Annotated in this window: 15 protein-coding genes; 8 read left to right on the top strand and 7 right to left on the bottom strand. The window is 64.5% G+C overall.

What is annotated here, in order from left to right; translation table 11 throughout:
• Window positions 1-4 precede the first annotated feature (4 nt).
• Together AC2EBU_RS01270 and AC2EBU_RS01265 are read right to left on the bottom strand one after the other, a co-directional pair.
• A complete protein-coding gene (locus tag AC2EBU_RS01270) occupies window positions 5-847 on the bottom strand; it encodes a lytic transglycosylase domain-containing protein (RefSeq protein ID WP_484608578.1) in 843 nt (280 codons plus the stop codon).
• A gap of 49 nt (window positions 848-896) precedes the next feature.
• Window positions 897-2,876 carry a DNA topoisomerase IV subunit B gene (locus AC2EBU_RS01265; protein WP_484608577.1) on the bottom strand — a complete coding sequence of 660 codons (1,980 nt, stop codon included), beginning with the start codon at window positions 2,874-2,876 and terminating at the stop codon, window positions 897-899.
• Between the two features lie 165 nt (window positions 2,877-3,041).
• On the opposite strand from AC2EBU_RS01265, the gene AC2EBU_RS01260 reads away from it, so the two are divergent.
• The 6 genes from AC2EBU_RS01260 (at window position 3,042) to AC2EBU_RS01235 (ending at window position 8,079) form a co-directional block, all read left to right on the top strand.
• Entirely contained in the window at window positions 3,042-4,268 is a 1,227-nt protein-coding gene (locus AC2EBU_RS01260) for an MFS transporter (RefSeq protein ID WP_484608576.1), read from the top strand.
• Window positions 4,269-4,270: 2 nt separating this feature from the next.
• Window positions 4,271-4,396 carry a hypothetical protein gene (locus tag AC2EBU_RS01255; protein WP_484608575.1) on the top strand — a complete coding sequence of 42 codons (126 nt, stop codon included), beginning with the start codon at window positions 4,271-4,273 and terminating at the stop codon, window positions 4,394-4,396.
• 136 nt (window positions 4,397-4,532) lie between these two features.
• On the top strand, window positions 4,533-5,156 hold the full coding sequence (locus AC2EBU_RS01250; RefSeq protein ID WP_484608574.1) for a class I SAM-dependent methyltransferase: 624 nt from the start codon (window positions 4,533-4,535) through the stop codon (window positions 5,154-5,156).
• A gap of 56 nt (window positions 5,157-5,212) precedes the next feature.
• Window positions 5,213-6,097 carry a 4-hydroxy-tetrahydrodipicolinate synthase gene (dapA, locus tag AC2EBU_RS01245; RefSeq protein WP_484608573.1) on the top strand — a complete coding sequence of 295 codons (885 nt, stop codon included), beginning with the start codon at window positions 5,213-5,215 and terminating at the stop codon, window positions 6,095-6,097.
• Between the two features lie 31 nt (window positions 6,098-6,128).
• The gene (bamC, locus tag AC2EBU_RS01240; RefSeq protein WP_484608572.1) at window positions 6,129-7,250 is read left to right on the top strand and encodes an outer membrane protein assembly factor BamC; all 1,122 of its coding nucleotides are present in this window, start codon (window positions 6,129-6,131) and stop codon (window positions 7,248-7,250) included.
• Window positions 7,251-7,299: 49 nt separating this feature from the next.
• Entirely contained in the window at window positions 7,300-8,079 is a 780-nt protein-coding gene (locus AC2EBU_RS01235) for an MBL fold metallo-hydrolase (protein WP_484608571.1), read from the top strand.
• A 212-nt stretch (window positions 8,080-8,291) separates the two neighbouring features.
• Here AC2EBU_RS01235 and AC2EBU_RS01230 read toward each other — a convergent pair whose 3' ends face one another.
• The 3 genes from AC2EBU_RS01230 to AC2EBU_RS01220 form a co-directional block, all read right to left on the bottom strand.
• Entirely contained in the window at window positions 8,292-8,633 is a 342-nt protein-coding gene (locus AC2EBU_RS01230) for a hypothetical protein (RefSeq protein ID WP_484608570.1), read from the bottom strand.
• A 202-nt stretch (window positions 8,634-8,835) separates the two neighbouring features.
• Entirely contained in the window at window positions 8,836-9,357 is a 522-nt protein-coding gene (locus AC2EBU_RS01225) for a hypothetical protein (RefSeq protein ID WP_484608569.1), read from the bottom strand.
• Window positions 9,344-10,474 (bottom strand): JmjC domain-containing protein, encoded by a 1,131-nt coding sequence (locus tag AC2EBU_RS01220; RefSeq protein WP_484608568.1) that lies wholly within the window; start codon window positions 10,472-10,474, stop codon window positions 9,344-9,346. The genes AC2EBU_RS01225 and AC2EBU_RS01220 overlap by 14 nt, the downstream gene beginning before the upstream one ends.
• Window positions 10,475-10,488: 14 nt before the next feature.
• Here AC2EBU_RS01220 and AC2EBU_RS01215 point away from each other — a divergent pair, with 14 nt between their 5' ends.
• A complete protein-coding gene (locus tag AC2EBU_RS01215; RefSeq protein ID WP_484608567.1) occupies window positions 10,489-11,022 on the top strand; it encodes an FKBP-type peptidyl-prolyl cis-trans isomerase in 534 nt (177 codons plus the stop codon).
• A 92-nt stretch (window positions 11,023-11,114) separates the two neighbouring features.
• Here the strand turns inward: AC2EBU_RS01215 and dut are convergent, their stop codons facing one another.
• Window positions 11,115-11,564, bottom strand: a complete 450-nt coding sequence (gene dut, locus AC2EBU_RS01210) for a dUTP diphosphatase (RefSeq protein ID WP_484608566.1) — start codon at window positions 11,562-11,564, stop codon at window positions 11,115-11,117.
• Window positions 11,561-12,790, bottom strand: coding sequence for a bifunctional phosphopantothenoylcysteine decarboxylase/phosphopantothenate--cysteine ligase CoaBC (gene coaBC / locus AC2EBU_RS01205; protein ID WP_484608565.1), 1,230 nt, complete (start codon window positions 12,788-12,790; stop codon window positions 11,561-11,563). Before coaBC ends, dut begins: the two co-directional genes overlap by 4 nt.
• Window positions 12,791-12,904: 114 nt before the next feature.
• Here coaBC and pyrG point away from each other — a divergent pair, with 114 nt between their 5' ends.
• Window positions 12,905-14,572: a CTP synthase gene (gene pyrG / locus AC2EBU_RS01200; protein ID WP_484608564.1), complete on the top strand. Its 1,668-nt coding sequence runs from the start codon at window positions 12,905-12,907 to the stop codon at window positions 14,570-14,572.
• Window positions 14,573-14,574: the final 2 nt, after the last annotated feature.

Here is a 14,574-nt window from a genome sequence, read left to right as displayed (position 1 = left end):
GGCGTCAGAAAAAAATGGCTTCACCGCCCGATGCCGAGGCCGGGCGGGCGGCGGGTGGTGGTACGGTCAGCGGGGGCAGCATCGTGCTGCGCCCACGGGCGCCACCGGGGACCGGCGCGGGGGCCGCTGGCGCAGGAGCCGCTGCGACCGGTGACGGCGCGGCAGGAGCCGGCACAGGCGGTTTCAACAGGCCATACAGCTGCATCACCGTTTGCACATAGTTGCGGGTTTCAGGGTACTCGGGAATGCGGTTGCCGGCGCGCGCTACCGCGCCCTCACCCGCGTTGTAGGAGGCCAGCACCAGTTCGGTCTGTCCGGGATAGCGCCGCAGCAGGTATTGCAGATAGCGCGCGCCCGCGCCGATGTTGATTCGTGGATCGGTCAGCTTGGATTCGACCGAGCCGGCGCGGTCGGCGGCAACGCCAAAACGCTGCGCGGTGGCCGGCATCAGTTGCATCAGCCCGATTGCGCCGCGCGGCGAGACGGCTTGGGGGTCGAATCCGGATTCGGTTGCAATCACCGCTTTCAGCAGGGCGTAGTCCAGGCCATGACGATCCGACGCTTCCCGCAGCAGGTAGCGCACCGCCTTGTAACCGGGCGCAATGTCCAGATAAGCCAGCAGGCGGTTCTGGGCCCGCAGGGGTGAGTTCTCCGATTCGGGCTCGACTGCCGGTGCGCTGGCCACCGGGGCTGGCACCGACGCGCCGGGCAATCCCGGCACCACAGCTGCCGGCGCGGCACGCCAGAACAGTTCGTAGCGGCTGTCAAGGCGTTCCGCCGCAAAACGGGGAACGCCCCTCTCGTCGACAAAGGCCCAGACGTCGGCACGGGACAGCCCCGAGCTCATCAGCAGCCAGACCCCGAGGAAAACCCACCCACCGCGGCAGGCGTGCCGCTCAGATGTCAATTTCCACGGCATCGCCGTGAACCTCCATCAACTCCCGCCGGGCAGCCGCTTCCCCCTTGCCCATCAACTGGGTCATCAGCGCTTCAGTCCGGGCCAGTTCCCCCTCGCCGACTCGCACCGGCAGCAGGCGTCTGGTGTCCGGGTTCAGGGTGGTCTCCCACAGCTGCTCGGCACTCATTTCGCCCAAGCCCTTGAAGCGGCTGATGCTCCAGGCGCCTTCCCGTACGCCGTCCTTGCGCAGCTTGTCCAGAATCGCGCCCAATTCCGCTTCATCCAGCGCATACAGCTTGGCGGCGGGTTTCTTCCCGCGTGCCGGCGCGTCGACCCGGTACAGCGGTGGCCGGGCCACGAACACATGGCCGGCCTCGATCAGGCGGGGAAAATGGCGGAAGAACAAGGTGAGCAGCAGAACCTGGATGTGTGAGCCATCCACATCGGCGTCCGACAGGATGCACACCTTGCCGTAGCGCAGGCCGGAAAAATCGACGCTGTCCTGCGGACCGTGCGGATCGACACCGATCGCCACGGCGATATCGTGTATTTCCGTGTTGGCGAACAGGCGATCCCGCTCCACCTCCCAGGTGTTGAGGACTTTGCCGCGCAATGGCAAGACGGCCTGGCACTCCTTGTCGCGCCCCATCTTGGCGCTGCCGCCAGCCGAGTCGCCCTCAACCAGGAAAACTTCGTTGTGACGGATGTCCCGGCTTTCGCAGTCGGTCAGTTTGCCCGGCAACACCGCCACGCCCGAGCCCTTGCGCTTTTCCACCTTCTGCCCGGCCCGCTGCCGCGTCTGGGCTGCCTTGATGACCAGTTCAGCGAGTTTGCGCCCGTGTTCGACATGCTCGTTCAGCCACAACTCGAGCGCCGGCCGCACGAAACCGGAGACCAGACGTACCGCATCGCGGGAGTTCAGTCGCTCTTTGATCTGACCCTGAAATTGCGGGTCCAGCACTTTGGCCGACAGCACATAACTGGCGCGGGCAAAAACGTCCTCCGGCATGAGTTTGACGCCCTTGGGCAGCAGGGAATGCAGATCGATGAACCCTTTGACGGCCTGGAAAAGACCGTCGCGCAGGCCGCTGTCATGGGTGCCACCGGCGCTGGTGGGAATCAGGTTGACGTAGCTTTCGCGGATCACGCCCCCCTCTTCGGTGAAGGCCACCGCCCAGGCCGCACCTTCGCCATCGGCAAAACTGTCGCTGGTACCGTCGGCGTAGGCTTGCCCATCGAACAAGGGGATCAGCGGATCAGCCGCCAGGCTTTGCACCAGATAGTCGGCCAAGCCGCCTTTGTACTGCCAGCTTTGGGTTTCGCGGGTCTTTTCATGGGTAAGGGACACCATGACTCCCGGCATCAGCACCGCCTTGCTGCGCAGAAGGTGGGTCAGTTCAGCCAGGGGCAAGGTCGCGGACTCGAAATACCGCGCATCCGGCCAGACCCGCACTGTGGTGCCCTGACGGCGATCGCCTTCGGCGCTGCCGTTGCTGGGCCGCACCTGCAGCGGTTCGATGACATCACCACCGGAAAACACCAGCCGGGCAACTTGCCCGTCGCGGTAGCTGGTTGCTTCCAGGCGGGTCGCCAGCGCATTGGTAACCGATACCCCCACCCCGTGCAGGCCACCGGAGAAGCTGTAGGCCCCCCCCTTGCCTTTGTCGAACTTGCCGCCCGCGTGCAGTCGGGTGAACACCAGCTCGATCACCGGAGCGTTCTCCTCCGGGTGCATTCCGAACGGAATGCCACGGCCGTCGTCTTCGACACTCACCGAACCATCGGCATGGACGACGACCTTGACCTTTTTGCCAAAGCCGGCGAGCGCCTCGTCGGCGGCGTTGTCCAGCACTTCCTGTATGACATGCAGCGGGTTGTCGGTGCGGGTATACATTCCCGGGCGCTGTTTGACGGGCTCCAGGCCCTTCAGCACCCGGATCGAGCCTTCGGAATATTCGCTGGTGGGTTTGACTGCCATGGCCGCGGATTGTACGCGCGGCAGCCGACTTTTCTGTATGTCCATACAGCCCGACCGTCACCTCAGGGCGCTGATGCGCCAGGCGCATCAATCGGCGCGGCGCAATTCATCGCAAAGCCTCCGCTGCGGTCTGCAGGAAAGTCGGGCCTCCAGTACAGTTGCGCGATGACTGATTCGCACCGTTCCCTGCCCATGGTCCAGCTCCTGGCCTGTGGCGCCGTCATCGTCACGCTGTCCATGGGGATTCGCCATGGCTTCGGCCTGTGGTTGCAGCCGGTCACGCAGGCCCAAGGCTGGACACGCGAGACATTCGCGTTCGCGCTGGCAATCCAGAACCTGGTGTGGGGCTTCGCCGGCATTTTTGCCGGCATGGTGGCCGACCGTTTCGGCGCCTTCCGGGTGATTGTCGCCGGGGCAGTTCTTTACGCTTTGGGCCTGCTGGGGATGGCCCATGCTCCGACCCCCATGCTTTTTGCAGCCACCGCCGGTGTGCTGATCGGCATCGCCCAGGCCGGAACCACCTACGCCGTGATCTATGGCGTGATCGGCCGCAACGTCAGTGCGGAGCGGCGGTCCTGGGCCATGGGGGTTGCGGCGGCGGCAGGCTCGTTCGGCCAGTTTCTGATGGTGCCGGTCGAGGGGCTGCTGATTGCCCAGTTCGGTTGGCAGCAGGCCCTGGTCCTGCTGGGTTTGGCCGCCCTGCTCATCATCCCGCTGGCCTGGGGCCTTCGGGAACCGGCGTTTGCCGGCGGTGGCACGGTGCACCGAGACCAGACCATCGTGCAAGCCTTGCGGGAGGCATTCCGATACCCCAGTTTTCAGCTGCTGATGGCGGGCTACTTCGTTTGCGGCTTCCAGGTGGTGTTCATTGGGGTGCACATGCCCAGCTACCTGAAAGACAAAGGCCTTTCGCCCCAGGTGGCGAGTTACGCGCTGGCGCTGATCGGGCTGTTCAACGTGTTTGGCACTTACGCGGCGGGTGTGCTCGGGCAGAAAATGGCCAAGCGCCATATTCTGGCCTTCATCTATATCGCCCGATCAGTGGCCATTACCACCTTTCTGCTTGCGCCGCTGACACCCGCCAGTGTGTACCTCTTTTCCAGCGTCATGGGGTTGCTGTGGCTGTCCACCGTGCCGCCGACCAACGCGGCGGTGGCGCAGATTTTTGGCGTGGCCCATTTCTCGATGCTGGGCGGTTTCGTGTTTTTCAGCCACCAGATCGGCAGTTTCATGGGCGTATGGCTCGGCGGCGTGCTGTACGACAAGACGGGCAGCTACGACATCGTCTGGGTTATCGCGATTGCCCTGGGCATTTTTGCTGCGCTGATCAACCTGCCGGTAAAAGAAGCCGCCATCGTGCGGTATCCGCGTGGCGTCGGCGGGGCGACCTGACCATGGCAAATCGATACAAATTCCTGGCCTACGCCCTGGCCCTTGCCGCGTTGCTGGGCGTTTTCGCGCTCTATTCCCGGCCCGAGTTTCTGGTGAACCTGGCGGACCAGCTGTGGAGCTGCTTTTGAGCGCCATCGGCTTCACACCACAGCCAGCGGCAACCTGCAAGGGCTCGCCGGCGACTGGCCTTGCCGGCACGGCACAAAATCGCTGCTTTCCGGTCATTTTCGGCCAGAACCCATCGTCATATGGTCGCCTAGTGCTATGGTAAGCAGAGCAATTGATGACCCGTCAGTCGTCGGCGTGCGATCGGTTTGCGATCGCCACGGCACGGAAGCGCCGTCCCCCTGGGTGTGCCGGTGGACCCCCCTTTTGCCGGAGGGCGCCCGGGTGCTGGACCTGGCCTGCGGACGGGGACGTCATCTGCGCTGGCTGTCCGGCAGGGGCCTGCACCTGAGCGGCGTCGACCGGGATCCGGCCGCGCTGGAGCAGGCCCGTGCGAGTCTGGGTGACAGCGCCGCCGAATGGGTTGTGGCCGATCTGGAGTCCGGCCCGTGGCCATTTGCCGGCCGCGAGTTCGACGCCCTGGTGGTGACCAACTACCTGTGGCGGCCCCTGTTTCCGACGCTGATCGCCTGTCTGGCGCCGGGTGGAGTTCTTCTGTACGAAACCTTCGCCAGTGGCAACGAAACCGTAGGGCGGCCGGCGCGGGCCGAGTTTCTCTTGCAACCGGGCGAGTTGCTGACACAGTGCGCGTCTTTGCGGATCGTCGCCTACGAAGACGGTTTTCTCGACGGGCCCGCCCGCTTTGTCCAGCGCATTGCGGCGGTGCGGCGAAAACCGTCGGCGCCGACTGCGGCGCCTGCCCGCTACCCCCTCGCGCAATGAGTCCGCCGCCGAACGGCGGACGTTAGAATCCTCCTTTACCGTTCAAGATCACGGACATGACACCCATCACTGGCAGCATCGTCGCCCTTGTGACCCCGATGCATGAAGACGGCAGCGTCGACTACCCTGGCCTACGCAAGCTCATCGACTGGCACATTGCCGAAGGCACCGATTGCATCGGCGTGGTCGGTACGACCGGCGAATCGCCGACGGTCAACGTCCAGGAGCATTGCGAGATCATTCGGGTTTCGGTTGAGCAGGCGGCCAAACGGGTCCCGATCATGGCCGGTTGCGGCGCCAACTCGACCGCCGAGGCCATTGAACTGGCCCGATTTGCCAGGGCGGTGGGAGCCGACTGCCAGTTGCAGGTCGTCCCCTACTACAACAAGCCCACCCAGGAAGGTCAATTCCAGCACTTCAAGGCCATTGCCGAAGCCACGGGAGATCTGCCGGTGGTGCTCTACAACGTCCCCGGCCGCTCGGTCGCCGACATGCACCACGACACGGTTTTGCGTCTGGCGCAGGTGCCCGGAATCATCGGCATCAAGGAAGCCACCGGCAACATCGAAAGGGCTCAGTGGCTGATCCGCGATGTACCCGCGGGTTTCGCGATCTATTCCGGTGATGACCCGACCGCCGTGGCCCTGATGCTGTGCGGGGGCCAAGGCAATATCAGTGTGACGGCCAACATTGCCCCTCGCCTGATGCATGAGCTGTGTGTCGCGGCGCTGGCGGGCGATGTGCGCCGTGCCATGGAAATCCAGCTGCGCCTGATGCCTGTACACCGCAACCTTTTTGTCGAGGCCAATCCGATTCCCGTGAAATGGGCCATGGCCCGCATGGGGCTGTGTGGTGGAGCCCTGCGCCTGCCGATGACGCCGCTGTCACCGGCGCTTGCACCGGTGGTGGAGTCGGCCTTGACGGCCGCCCGGCTGCTGTGAGACTGTGACCCGCTAACCAGGACTGCGCCCCATGATGCTTAACAAATCAAACGCCCACCCCGCCACCGTGCTGCGCCTGCTGGCCTTGGCCACCGTGTTGGGCAGTCTGAGCGCCTGCTCCATCCTGGAGGGCGACCGGATCGACTACAAGAGTGCGGGCAAGGCACCCACGCTGGAAGTCCCGCCCGACCTGACGCAGCTTTCCCGCGACAGCCGCTATGTTGTTCCCGGCCGTCCGGTCACCGCCAGCGGGTTCCAGGCAGGCCAGGCCGCTGCGGCGCCGACAACGGCAGCCCAGGTCGCATCGGTGGCGGTCGGTGACGTCCGCATCGAGCGCTCTGGAAACCAGCGCTGGCTTGTTGTCAACCGTCCAGCGGACCAACTGTGGGGGCCGGTACGCGATTTCTGGCAGGAAAACGGCTTCTTGCTCGCCGTGGACCAGTCCAACCTGGGCATCATGGAAACCGACTGGGCGGAGAACCGCGCCAAGATTCCCCAGGACATCATTCGCAGCACCCTGGGCAAGGTGTTCGATAACCTGTATTCAACCGGCGAACGCGACAAGTTCAGGACCCGACTGGAGCGCAGCGGCAGCGGCGGCACCGAAATTTTCATCAGCCACCGCGGCATGATCGAAACCTACAGCACCAAAGAAAAAGATCAGACCGTCTGGCAGCCGCGTCCGGCCGACCCGGAACTGGAAGCCGAATTCCTGCGGCGTCTGATGGTCAAACTCGGCGTCGCCCAGGAGCAGAGCCGCGCCCTGGTGGCCGCCGGCGCCGTCAAGCCCACCAGTCGCGTCACCTCGGTCAACAACCAGCCAGCGGTCCAGATTGACGAAGGTTTCGATCGGGCCTGGCGCCGCGTCGGCCTGGCGCTTGACCGAACCGGCTTCACTGTCGAAGACCGTGATCGGGGACAGGGAATCTACTTCGTGCGCTACGTTGAACCGACTGCCGACCGCAAGGAGCCTGGCTTCTTCGGCAAACTGTTCGGCGCATCTGCCAAGGAAAATCCCCCCGTTCGGTACCGCATTGCCGTGCGCAGCGCCGCGGACGCCAGCACGGTGACCGTCCAGAGCGCCGCTGGCGCCCCCGATTCCAGCGCCAGTGCGCAGCGCATCCTGCAGTTGATTGTTGACGAACTGAAATAGCAGGCAATCCTGAGGGCTTTCGGCGGTCCTGGCGGCGCAGAGCCCGTTCATGCTCCGGTTCCGAAGCCTGGCCAGCGGCAGCAGCGGCAATGCCACTCTGGTTGAGGCGCGTGCCGGCAGGCAAACCACCCGGTTGTTGATCGACTGCGGCCTGGGGCGCCGTGCGCTGGACGCGGCCCTGCAGGCAGCTGGCGTCGCAATCGCCGAGCTGGACGCCATCTTCATCACCCACGAGCATGGCGACCATACCGGCTGTGTGAAGTCGCTGGTTCGACATCACCCGGTGCCCGTCTGGATGAGCGAAGGTACCTGGCGTGGCATGGGCTGCCCGGACCTCGGCATCTTGCGTCGGACGGCAAGGGCCGGCGAGGATTTCGAGCTTGGCGCCATGATGTGCCGACCGTTTGCCGTACCCCACGATACCCTGGAGCCCTTGCAGATCCGCTGCAGCGATGGCCAGGCGCACCTGGGCGTGGTGACCGACCTTGGCCATGTGCCGGGCGCCGTGCTTGCGGCCCTGGAAGGTTGCACCGCGCTGTTGCTGGAGAGCAACCACGACACCGATCTGTTGCAGCGTTCGCCCTACCCGCCGTTTCTGAAACGGCGGGTCGGTGGCGACCGGGGCCATCTCAGCAACGCCCAGGCTGCGACGGCCTTGGCCACCTTGAATCACAAAAGCCTTGGCGTCGTGGTCGCGGCCCATCTCAGTGAACGCAACAATGAACCGCGCTTGGCCCAGGCAGGCCTCGGGGCGGCCTGCGGACGCACGCCCGAGGAGATCGTGGTTGCCGCTGCGCGACGAGGTACCGACTGGCTTCCGGCCGGATGAATGGTGCGCGACGAAAAGCGCCGGTGGTTCCACCCGGATGTTCGTTCGTACCCGTCCGGGCACCAGCGCAGAAGTCAATCAACACTCTGCCGTGCCCGCTTCCGGCAGGTTCGCGTCTCAGACATACCTGCGGCATTCCTTTCGAAAGCCCAAAAAGAAAAAGCCGCCTCGCGGCGGCTTTCTCTGGCAGCTGGCAGGAGCCAGCGCAGCAATTACTTCTTGACGGCAGAGGCAGCGGCCTTGGCAGCGTCGACCGCAGCGCCAGCGGCAGCCTTGGCGGAATCGCCAGCAGCCTTGGCAGCGTCAACCGCAGCGCCGGCAGCCGAAGCAGCGGCAGCAGCAGCCGGAGCGGCAGCAGCAGCAGCGCCAGATGCAGCAGCGACAGCGCCGGAAGCGGCGGCAGCAGCAGCGTCAGCGGCCGGAGCAGCAGCCGGAGCCGGAGCCGGGGCAGCGGCGGGAGCCGGTGCCGGGGCAGGAGCGGGTTCTTCCTTCTTGCCGCAAGCGGCAAGAGCGGCGGCAGCGATCAGGGCGGACAGGACGAGCGTCTTGTTCATGATGAATTTCCTTTGGTAGGTCAAAACGAGGGGGATTCGGGAAAACTGTCGCAACAGCTTCGCGCTGCAGCAAACGAGCGCCGCCATTACAGGCAATCTACTCAACCCGAAATTATAGCAAGCCTTACGCAATTCTGGCAAACCCTTAGGCAATTGCCGGTTGCACCCACCCGTCCCGAACAGTCACACTTTCCGAATCGGGTTACAAGCCCAGGGTGTGGCTGGGAAAACCAGGCGAGGACTGCCGCAGGACTTCCTGTAGCGTTTCGTGCACGAGGAGGCGCCGCTGGGGGTCACCGCCGTAGACGCCCCGACTATTGTCCAGATCCAGTCGCTGCATCATCCAGCCCGCCGACCAGATCGCGCTGGGGAACTCCATTGGGTCCAGATTGGCGCAACGCCGGCAATCCAGGATATGGGCCCACTGCCGCCGCCAGTTCACCAGGCGGGCGAAATGGCGACTGACATGGCCCCAATCGCGCGCAACCAGCACCATGCGTCGCCCGCTCCGGGACCAGGCCGACAACCGGTCCACAACGACCCGTTCCGCCAACGGCCAGTCTTCAAAAGTGGCATCGCTGAGAATGATTTCAGGCCACCCTTCCAGCGCGGCCGACTCCACCGCGCGGCGGATCACCGACTGAAACGACTCTCTGCCATCGAAGCGCCCGGAAGGCCAGGGCAGCGGCCGAGCCGCGTTCGAACCCTCGTCAATCAGCGCCATGGGCCCACCCCGCCGCGATCCATTGACCCAGCAGATCGCGGGCACAGACACTGGCGCCGCGCACCGCGCGGGCATCCAGTCGCCGGTGGTCGGTCAACTGGCGCATGAGTTGGGCGTCGCGCCCCCCGGCCCGAAAACTTTCGCCGTTGATGAATACATGCCGTTCGTCATAGAGCATGCGGGTACGACGGTCGAGCACCACGCCGCGCTCCACCGGGACGCCTGCGGCGCCCGCCGCCGACTCGAACCAGACATTCGGCTTGGGTTCCGACAGATACTCGCCCAGCAGGCATTGCAGTTCCACCGGATCGTCCAACACCGCCTGCAAGGCATCTCGCGCGAAGTCCAGCATGGCAGGCGGGATCGCGCCCGGCGCTTCCACGGCGGGCTGCCCCGGGTCACGGTAGGCCGCCGGGCCAGCCGCATCGTCGGCGTCTTCGGCCAGGCGCATCAACAGTTCGCGCGCGAGTTCGCCGCGGTTGGGCTGGCGAAAGCCGATCGAGTACGTCATGCACTCTCCTTCGGCAATACCGTCATGCGCCCAGCGCGGTGGCAGGTACAACATGTCGCCCGGCTCCAGCACGAACTCTTCCTCGGGCACAAAACGGGCAAGAATTTTCAGGGGCAGGCCCTCGACGAGGCTGAGATCCTTCTGCCGTCCAATGCGCCATCGCCGGCGTCCGTGGGCTTGCAGCAGGAAAACGTCATAGCTGTCGAAATGGGGGCCGACCCCCCCGCCGTCGGTTGCGTAGCTGATCATCACGTCGTCGAGCCGCGCATCCGGCACAAAACGGAACTGCTGCATCAGCTGGTGTACCCCGTCGTGGTGCAAGTCAACGCCTTGCACCAGCAGAGTCCATTTCGGCTGCTTCAGTGCGGGCAGACTGCGCCGGGGAAAAGGACCGCGCCTGAACTGCCAGCCCTGCGCAACTTGCCCGACGAAACGGGATTCGACGGTGTCACTCTCGGCCAGAGCAAACAATGCGGGACGGTCCAGCAGAGCGCGAAAGCCGGGCACGGCCTGGCGAACCAGCAACGGCTTTTTCTGCCAGTGACGCTTCATGAACTGCTGGGGCGTGAGGCCGCCCAGCAAGGCCGTCGCTTGGGTAATGTCCATGGGACAATTCTCCCATGGACATTACCGAACACTGCGTGGTGGCACTCACCTGGACGCTCAAGGACACTTTGGGCGAGACCTTGGACGTACTCGATGAACCGGTCGAGTTTCTGGTTGGCGGCGACGATCTGTTGCCGACCATCGAGGCGGCCCTGCAAGGCCACGGCGCCGGTGCAACCGTCGACCTGCACCTGGAGCCGGAGCAGGCTTTCGGCGACTTCGACGACCAACTCGTCTTCCTGGAACCGAGGCGCCTGTTCCCTGCCGAACTGGAAGAAGGCCAGACCATCGAGGGCCACGCCCTGCCCGTGGGCACCAACCCCGACGCGCCCAAGGACCGGCTCTACACGGTGACTGAAATCTACCCGGAACACATCGTGCTTGACGGCAACCACCCGCTGGCCGGCATTGCCATCCGGCTGCACCTGCGCGTGGAGGGCGTGCGCGAGGCCACCGAGGAGGAAGTCGGCCGCGGCAGCTGTGGCACCGGCTTTTTTCGCGTCGAGGTCGACCCACACGGCCTGCCGCCGGATCACACGGTGCACTAAGGCTGATTCCAGCCCATACCCAGCGTGAAAAGGTCGCCTCTAGCTAGCTTTTCGATAGCTCCAAAGGTCACCCGGAGCCACTCCCGTCCGGGTCAGTGCTTTCCGGTCGAGCCGTAGCCACCTTCACCACGGCTGCTGGCGACGGCGAATTCCTGCACCACCGTGAACTGTGCCTGCACCACCGGCACAATGACAAGCTGCGCCAGACGCTCCATGGGCTGCAACGTGAAGGCAAGGTCACTGCGGTTCCAGGCGCTGACCATCAACTGGCCCTGGTAGTCACTGTCGATCAGCCCCACCAGGTTGCCCAGCACAATGCCATGTTTGTGCCCCAGGCCCGACCGCGGCAGGATCAGCGCGGCATAACCTGGGTCCGCCAGATGGATGGCCAGGCCCGTGGGGACGAGTTGCCAGGCGTTGGGTGCCAGCGTCAAGGGCTCGTCCAGGCAGGCACGCAGGTCCAGCCCCGCACTGCCGGGCGTGGCGTATTCGGGCAAATGCCCCGCCAGACGCGAATCGAGGATCTTGAGGTCAATTTTCATGATTTTCCGGCGACACCCGGCGTTCTCCGGTCGATTTCTGCTATCAATTGACGAGCAAGCTCATGTTTGGATGCCCGAGGCAGTTCGGTGGCACCCTGCGCGTCCACCAGCAACAGCGCGTTGTCGTCCTGGCCAAAGGTGGCGGGTCCGATGTTGCCCACCAGCAAGGGAACCCCTTTGCGCTCCCTCTTGGCGCGCGCATGGGCCAGCAAGTCGTGGCTTTCGGCGGCGAAGCCCACGCAGTACAGCGCGCCCGAACGCGCGCGCTCCGACTGTGCCACTTCGGCCAGGATGTCGGGGTTTTCGGCAAAGTGCAGCTGCGGTGTCTGACCCGACCCATCTTTCTTGATCTTCTGCTCGGCGGACTGCGCCGGGCGCCAGTCGGCAACGGCGGCGGTCGCGATGAAAACATCGGCCTGGGCAATTGCGGCGGCCACTGCGGCCTGCATGTCACGCGCCGAAACCACATCGACGCGGTGGACGCCCCGTGGCGTCGGCAAATGCACCGGTCCGGCGACCAGGGTGACGGCCGCGCCGGCCTCACGGGCGGCCCGGGCGATGGCAAAGCCCATCTTGCCGCTGGACCGATTGGTGATCCCGCGCACCGGGTCGATTGCCTCATAGGTCGGGCCCGCCGTCACCAGGACACGTCGACCGGACAAAGGCTTGGGCGCGAAAAAGGAGATCAGTTCGTCGCAAAGCTCATGCGCTTCCAGCATGCGGCCGTCGCCCGTTTCTCCACAGGCCTGATCGCCGCGACCGACGTCCAGCACCACTGCCCCGTCGGCCCGCAACTGCGCGACGTTGCGTTGTGTCGCAGGATGGGCCCACATCTCGCGGTTCATCGCGGGCGCCAGCAACAGCGGCACCCGCTGCGCCGGACGTGCCAGGCACAACAGGCTGAGCAGTTCGTCGGCGCGACCTTGCGCCACCTTGGCCAGGAAATCGGCGCTGGCCGGTGCCACGAGAATGGCGTCGGCTTCGCGGGTGAGGTTGATGTGGGGCATGTTGTTGGGCTGGCGGGTGTCCCACTGCGAGCCGTACACCGGCTGACCCGACAGCGCCTGCATCGTCACCGCCGTGATGAAATGCTCGGCCGCATCCGTCATGACCACCTGAACCGTGGCACCTTCCTTGACCAACGCACGGCACAGTTCCGCCGCCTTGTAGCACGCCACTCCGCCGCTGAGCCCCAACACAATCTGTTTGCCGGACAGGTTTTTCATGGCGGGCACTATACCTTGCCCTGCCCCCGCACGGTCCATCTCCCGTGGCGTCGACAGGCCGCCCTTTATAATTCCCGTTTACCACCTCCCGGGAGCCGGCCTCCCGACCCTGACATGACCAAATTTGTCTTCGTCACCGGCGGTGTGGTGTCTTCCCTGGGCAAGGGAATCGCCTCAGCCTCCCTCGCTGCGATTCTTGAGTCGCGAGGCCTCAAAGTCACCCTCATCAAGCTCGATCCCTACATCAACGTTGATCCCGGGACGATGTCTCCCTTCCAGCATGGTGAGGTGTTTGTCACCGACGATGGCGCCGAAACCGATCTCGATCTCGGTCACTATGAGCGTTTCATCGAAACGCGGATGCGGCGGGCCAACAACTTCACGACCGGGCGCATCTACCAGTCCGTGCTCGAAAAGGAGCGCCGGGGCGACTACCTGGGCAAGACAGTCCAGGTCATCCCCCATATCACCAATGAAATCCAGGAATACGTCAAACGGGGAGCCGGCTTCGGCACCCCGGATGCCGTCGACGTGGCCATCGTCGAAATCGGCGGAACCGTGGGTGATATCGAATCCCTGCCGTTTCTCGAAGCGGTTCGCCAGCTGAGCCTGCGCCTGGGCCCGAACAACAGCGCGTTTGTTCACCTGACTTACGTACCATGGATCGCAGCCGCGGGCGAGCTCAAGACCAAACCGACCCAACACACAGTGCAGAAGCTACGCGAAATCGGCATCCAGCCGGATGCCCTGCTGTGCCGCGCCGACCGCCGCATTCCCGATGACGAACGCGAAAAGATTTCGCTGTTCACCAACGTGCAGAGCTGGGGCGTGATCTCGATGTGGGACGTGGACACCATCTACAAGGTGCCCCGGATGCTGCATGAACAGGGCCTGGATGGCCTGATCTGTGACCGCCTGCGCCTGAACACCCCGCCGGCCAGCCTCAGACGCTGGGACGATCTGGTATTCGAGACCGAACATCCGCGCGGCGAGGTCACCATCGCCATGGTGGGCAAGTATGTCGACCTGTCGGACAGCTACAAGTCGGTCAACGAAGCCCTGCGCCACGCCGGCATGAAGAACCATGTGCGCGTGAAGATCGAGCACGTCGACTCGGAGACCATTTCCGAGGCGTCAGTGGCCCAGTTGGCACGTTTCGATGCGATTCTGGTGCCAGGCGGGTTTGGCAAACGGGGTGTCGAGGGCAAAGTGGCCACCGCCCGGTTTGCCCGGGAAAGCAAAGTGCCTTACCTTGGTATCTGCCTGGGCATGCAGGTAGCCACCATCGAATACGCCCGCCATGTTGCCGGCCTGGCGGATGCGAACAGCACCGAATTCGAGCCGGAAACACCCCATCCGGTGATCGCATTGATCACGGAATGGAAAGACTCTGACGGCACCATCCAGAAACGTGACGCCGGCTCTGACCTGGGCGGCACCATGCGTCTGGGCGCTCAAAGCTCCGACGTCGCACCCGGAACCCTGGCGCACCGCATTTACGGCGACGTCGTCACCGAACGCCACCGCCACCGCTACGAAGCCAATGTCCATTACCTGGACCGCCTGCGCGCCGCCGGCCTGGTGATATCGGCATTGACCCAACGCGAACAACTGACCGAAATCGTTGAACTGCCGCAGGATGTGCATCCGTGGTTCGTCGGTGTGCAATTCCACCCCGAATTCAAGTCCACGCCATGGAACGGCCACCCGCTGTTCAATGCTTTCATCAAGGCTGCGATGGACCACCAGGCGACTGGCAAGAGCCTGAAGGCGGTGGCATGAAC

Source organism: Curvibacter sp. T50 (genome assembly GCF_057219955.1).
Note: the sequence above shows the minus strand (reverse complement) of the source record. Positions and strands in the feature narration are given on the sequence as shown.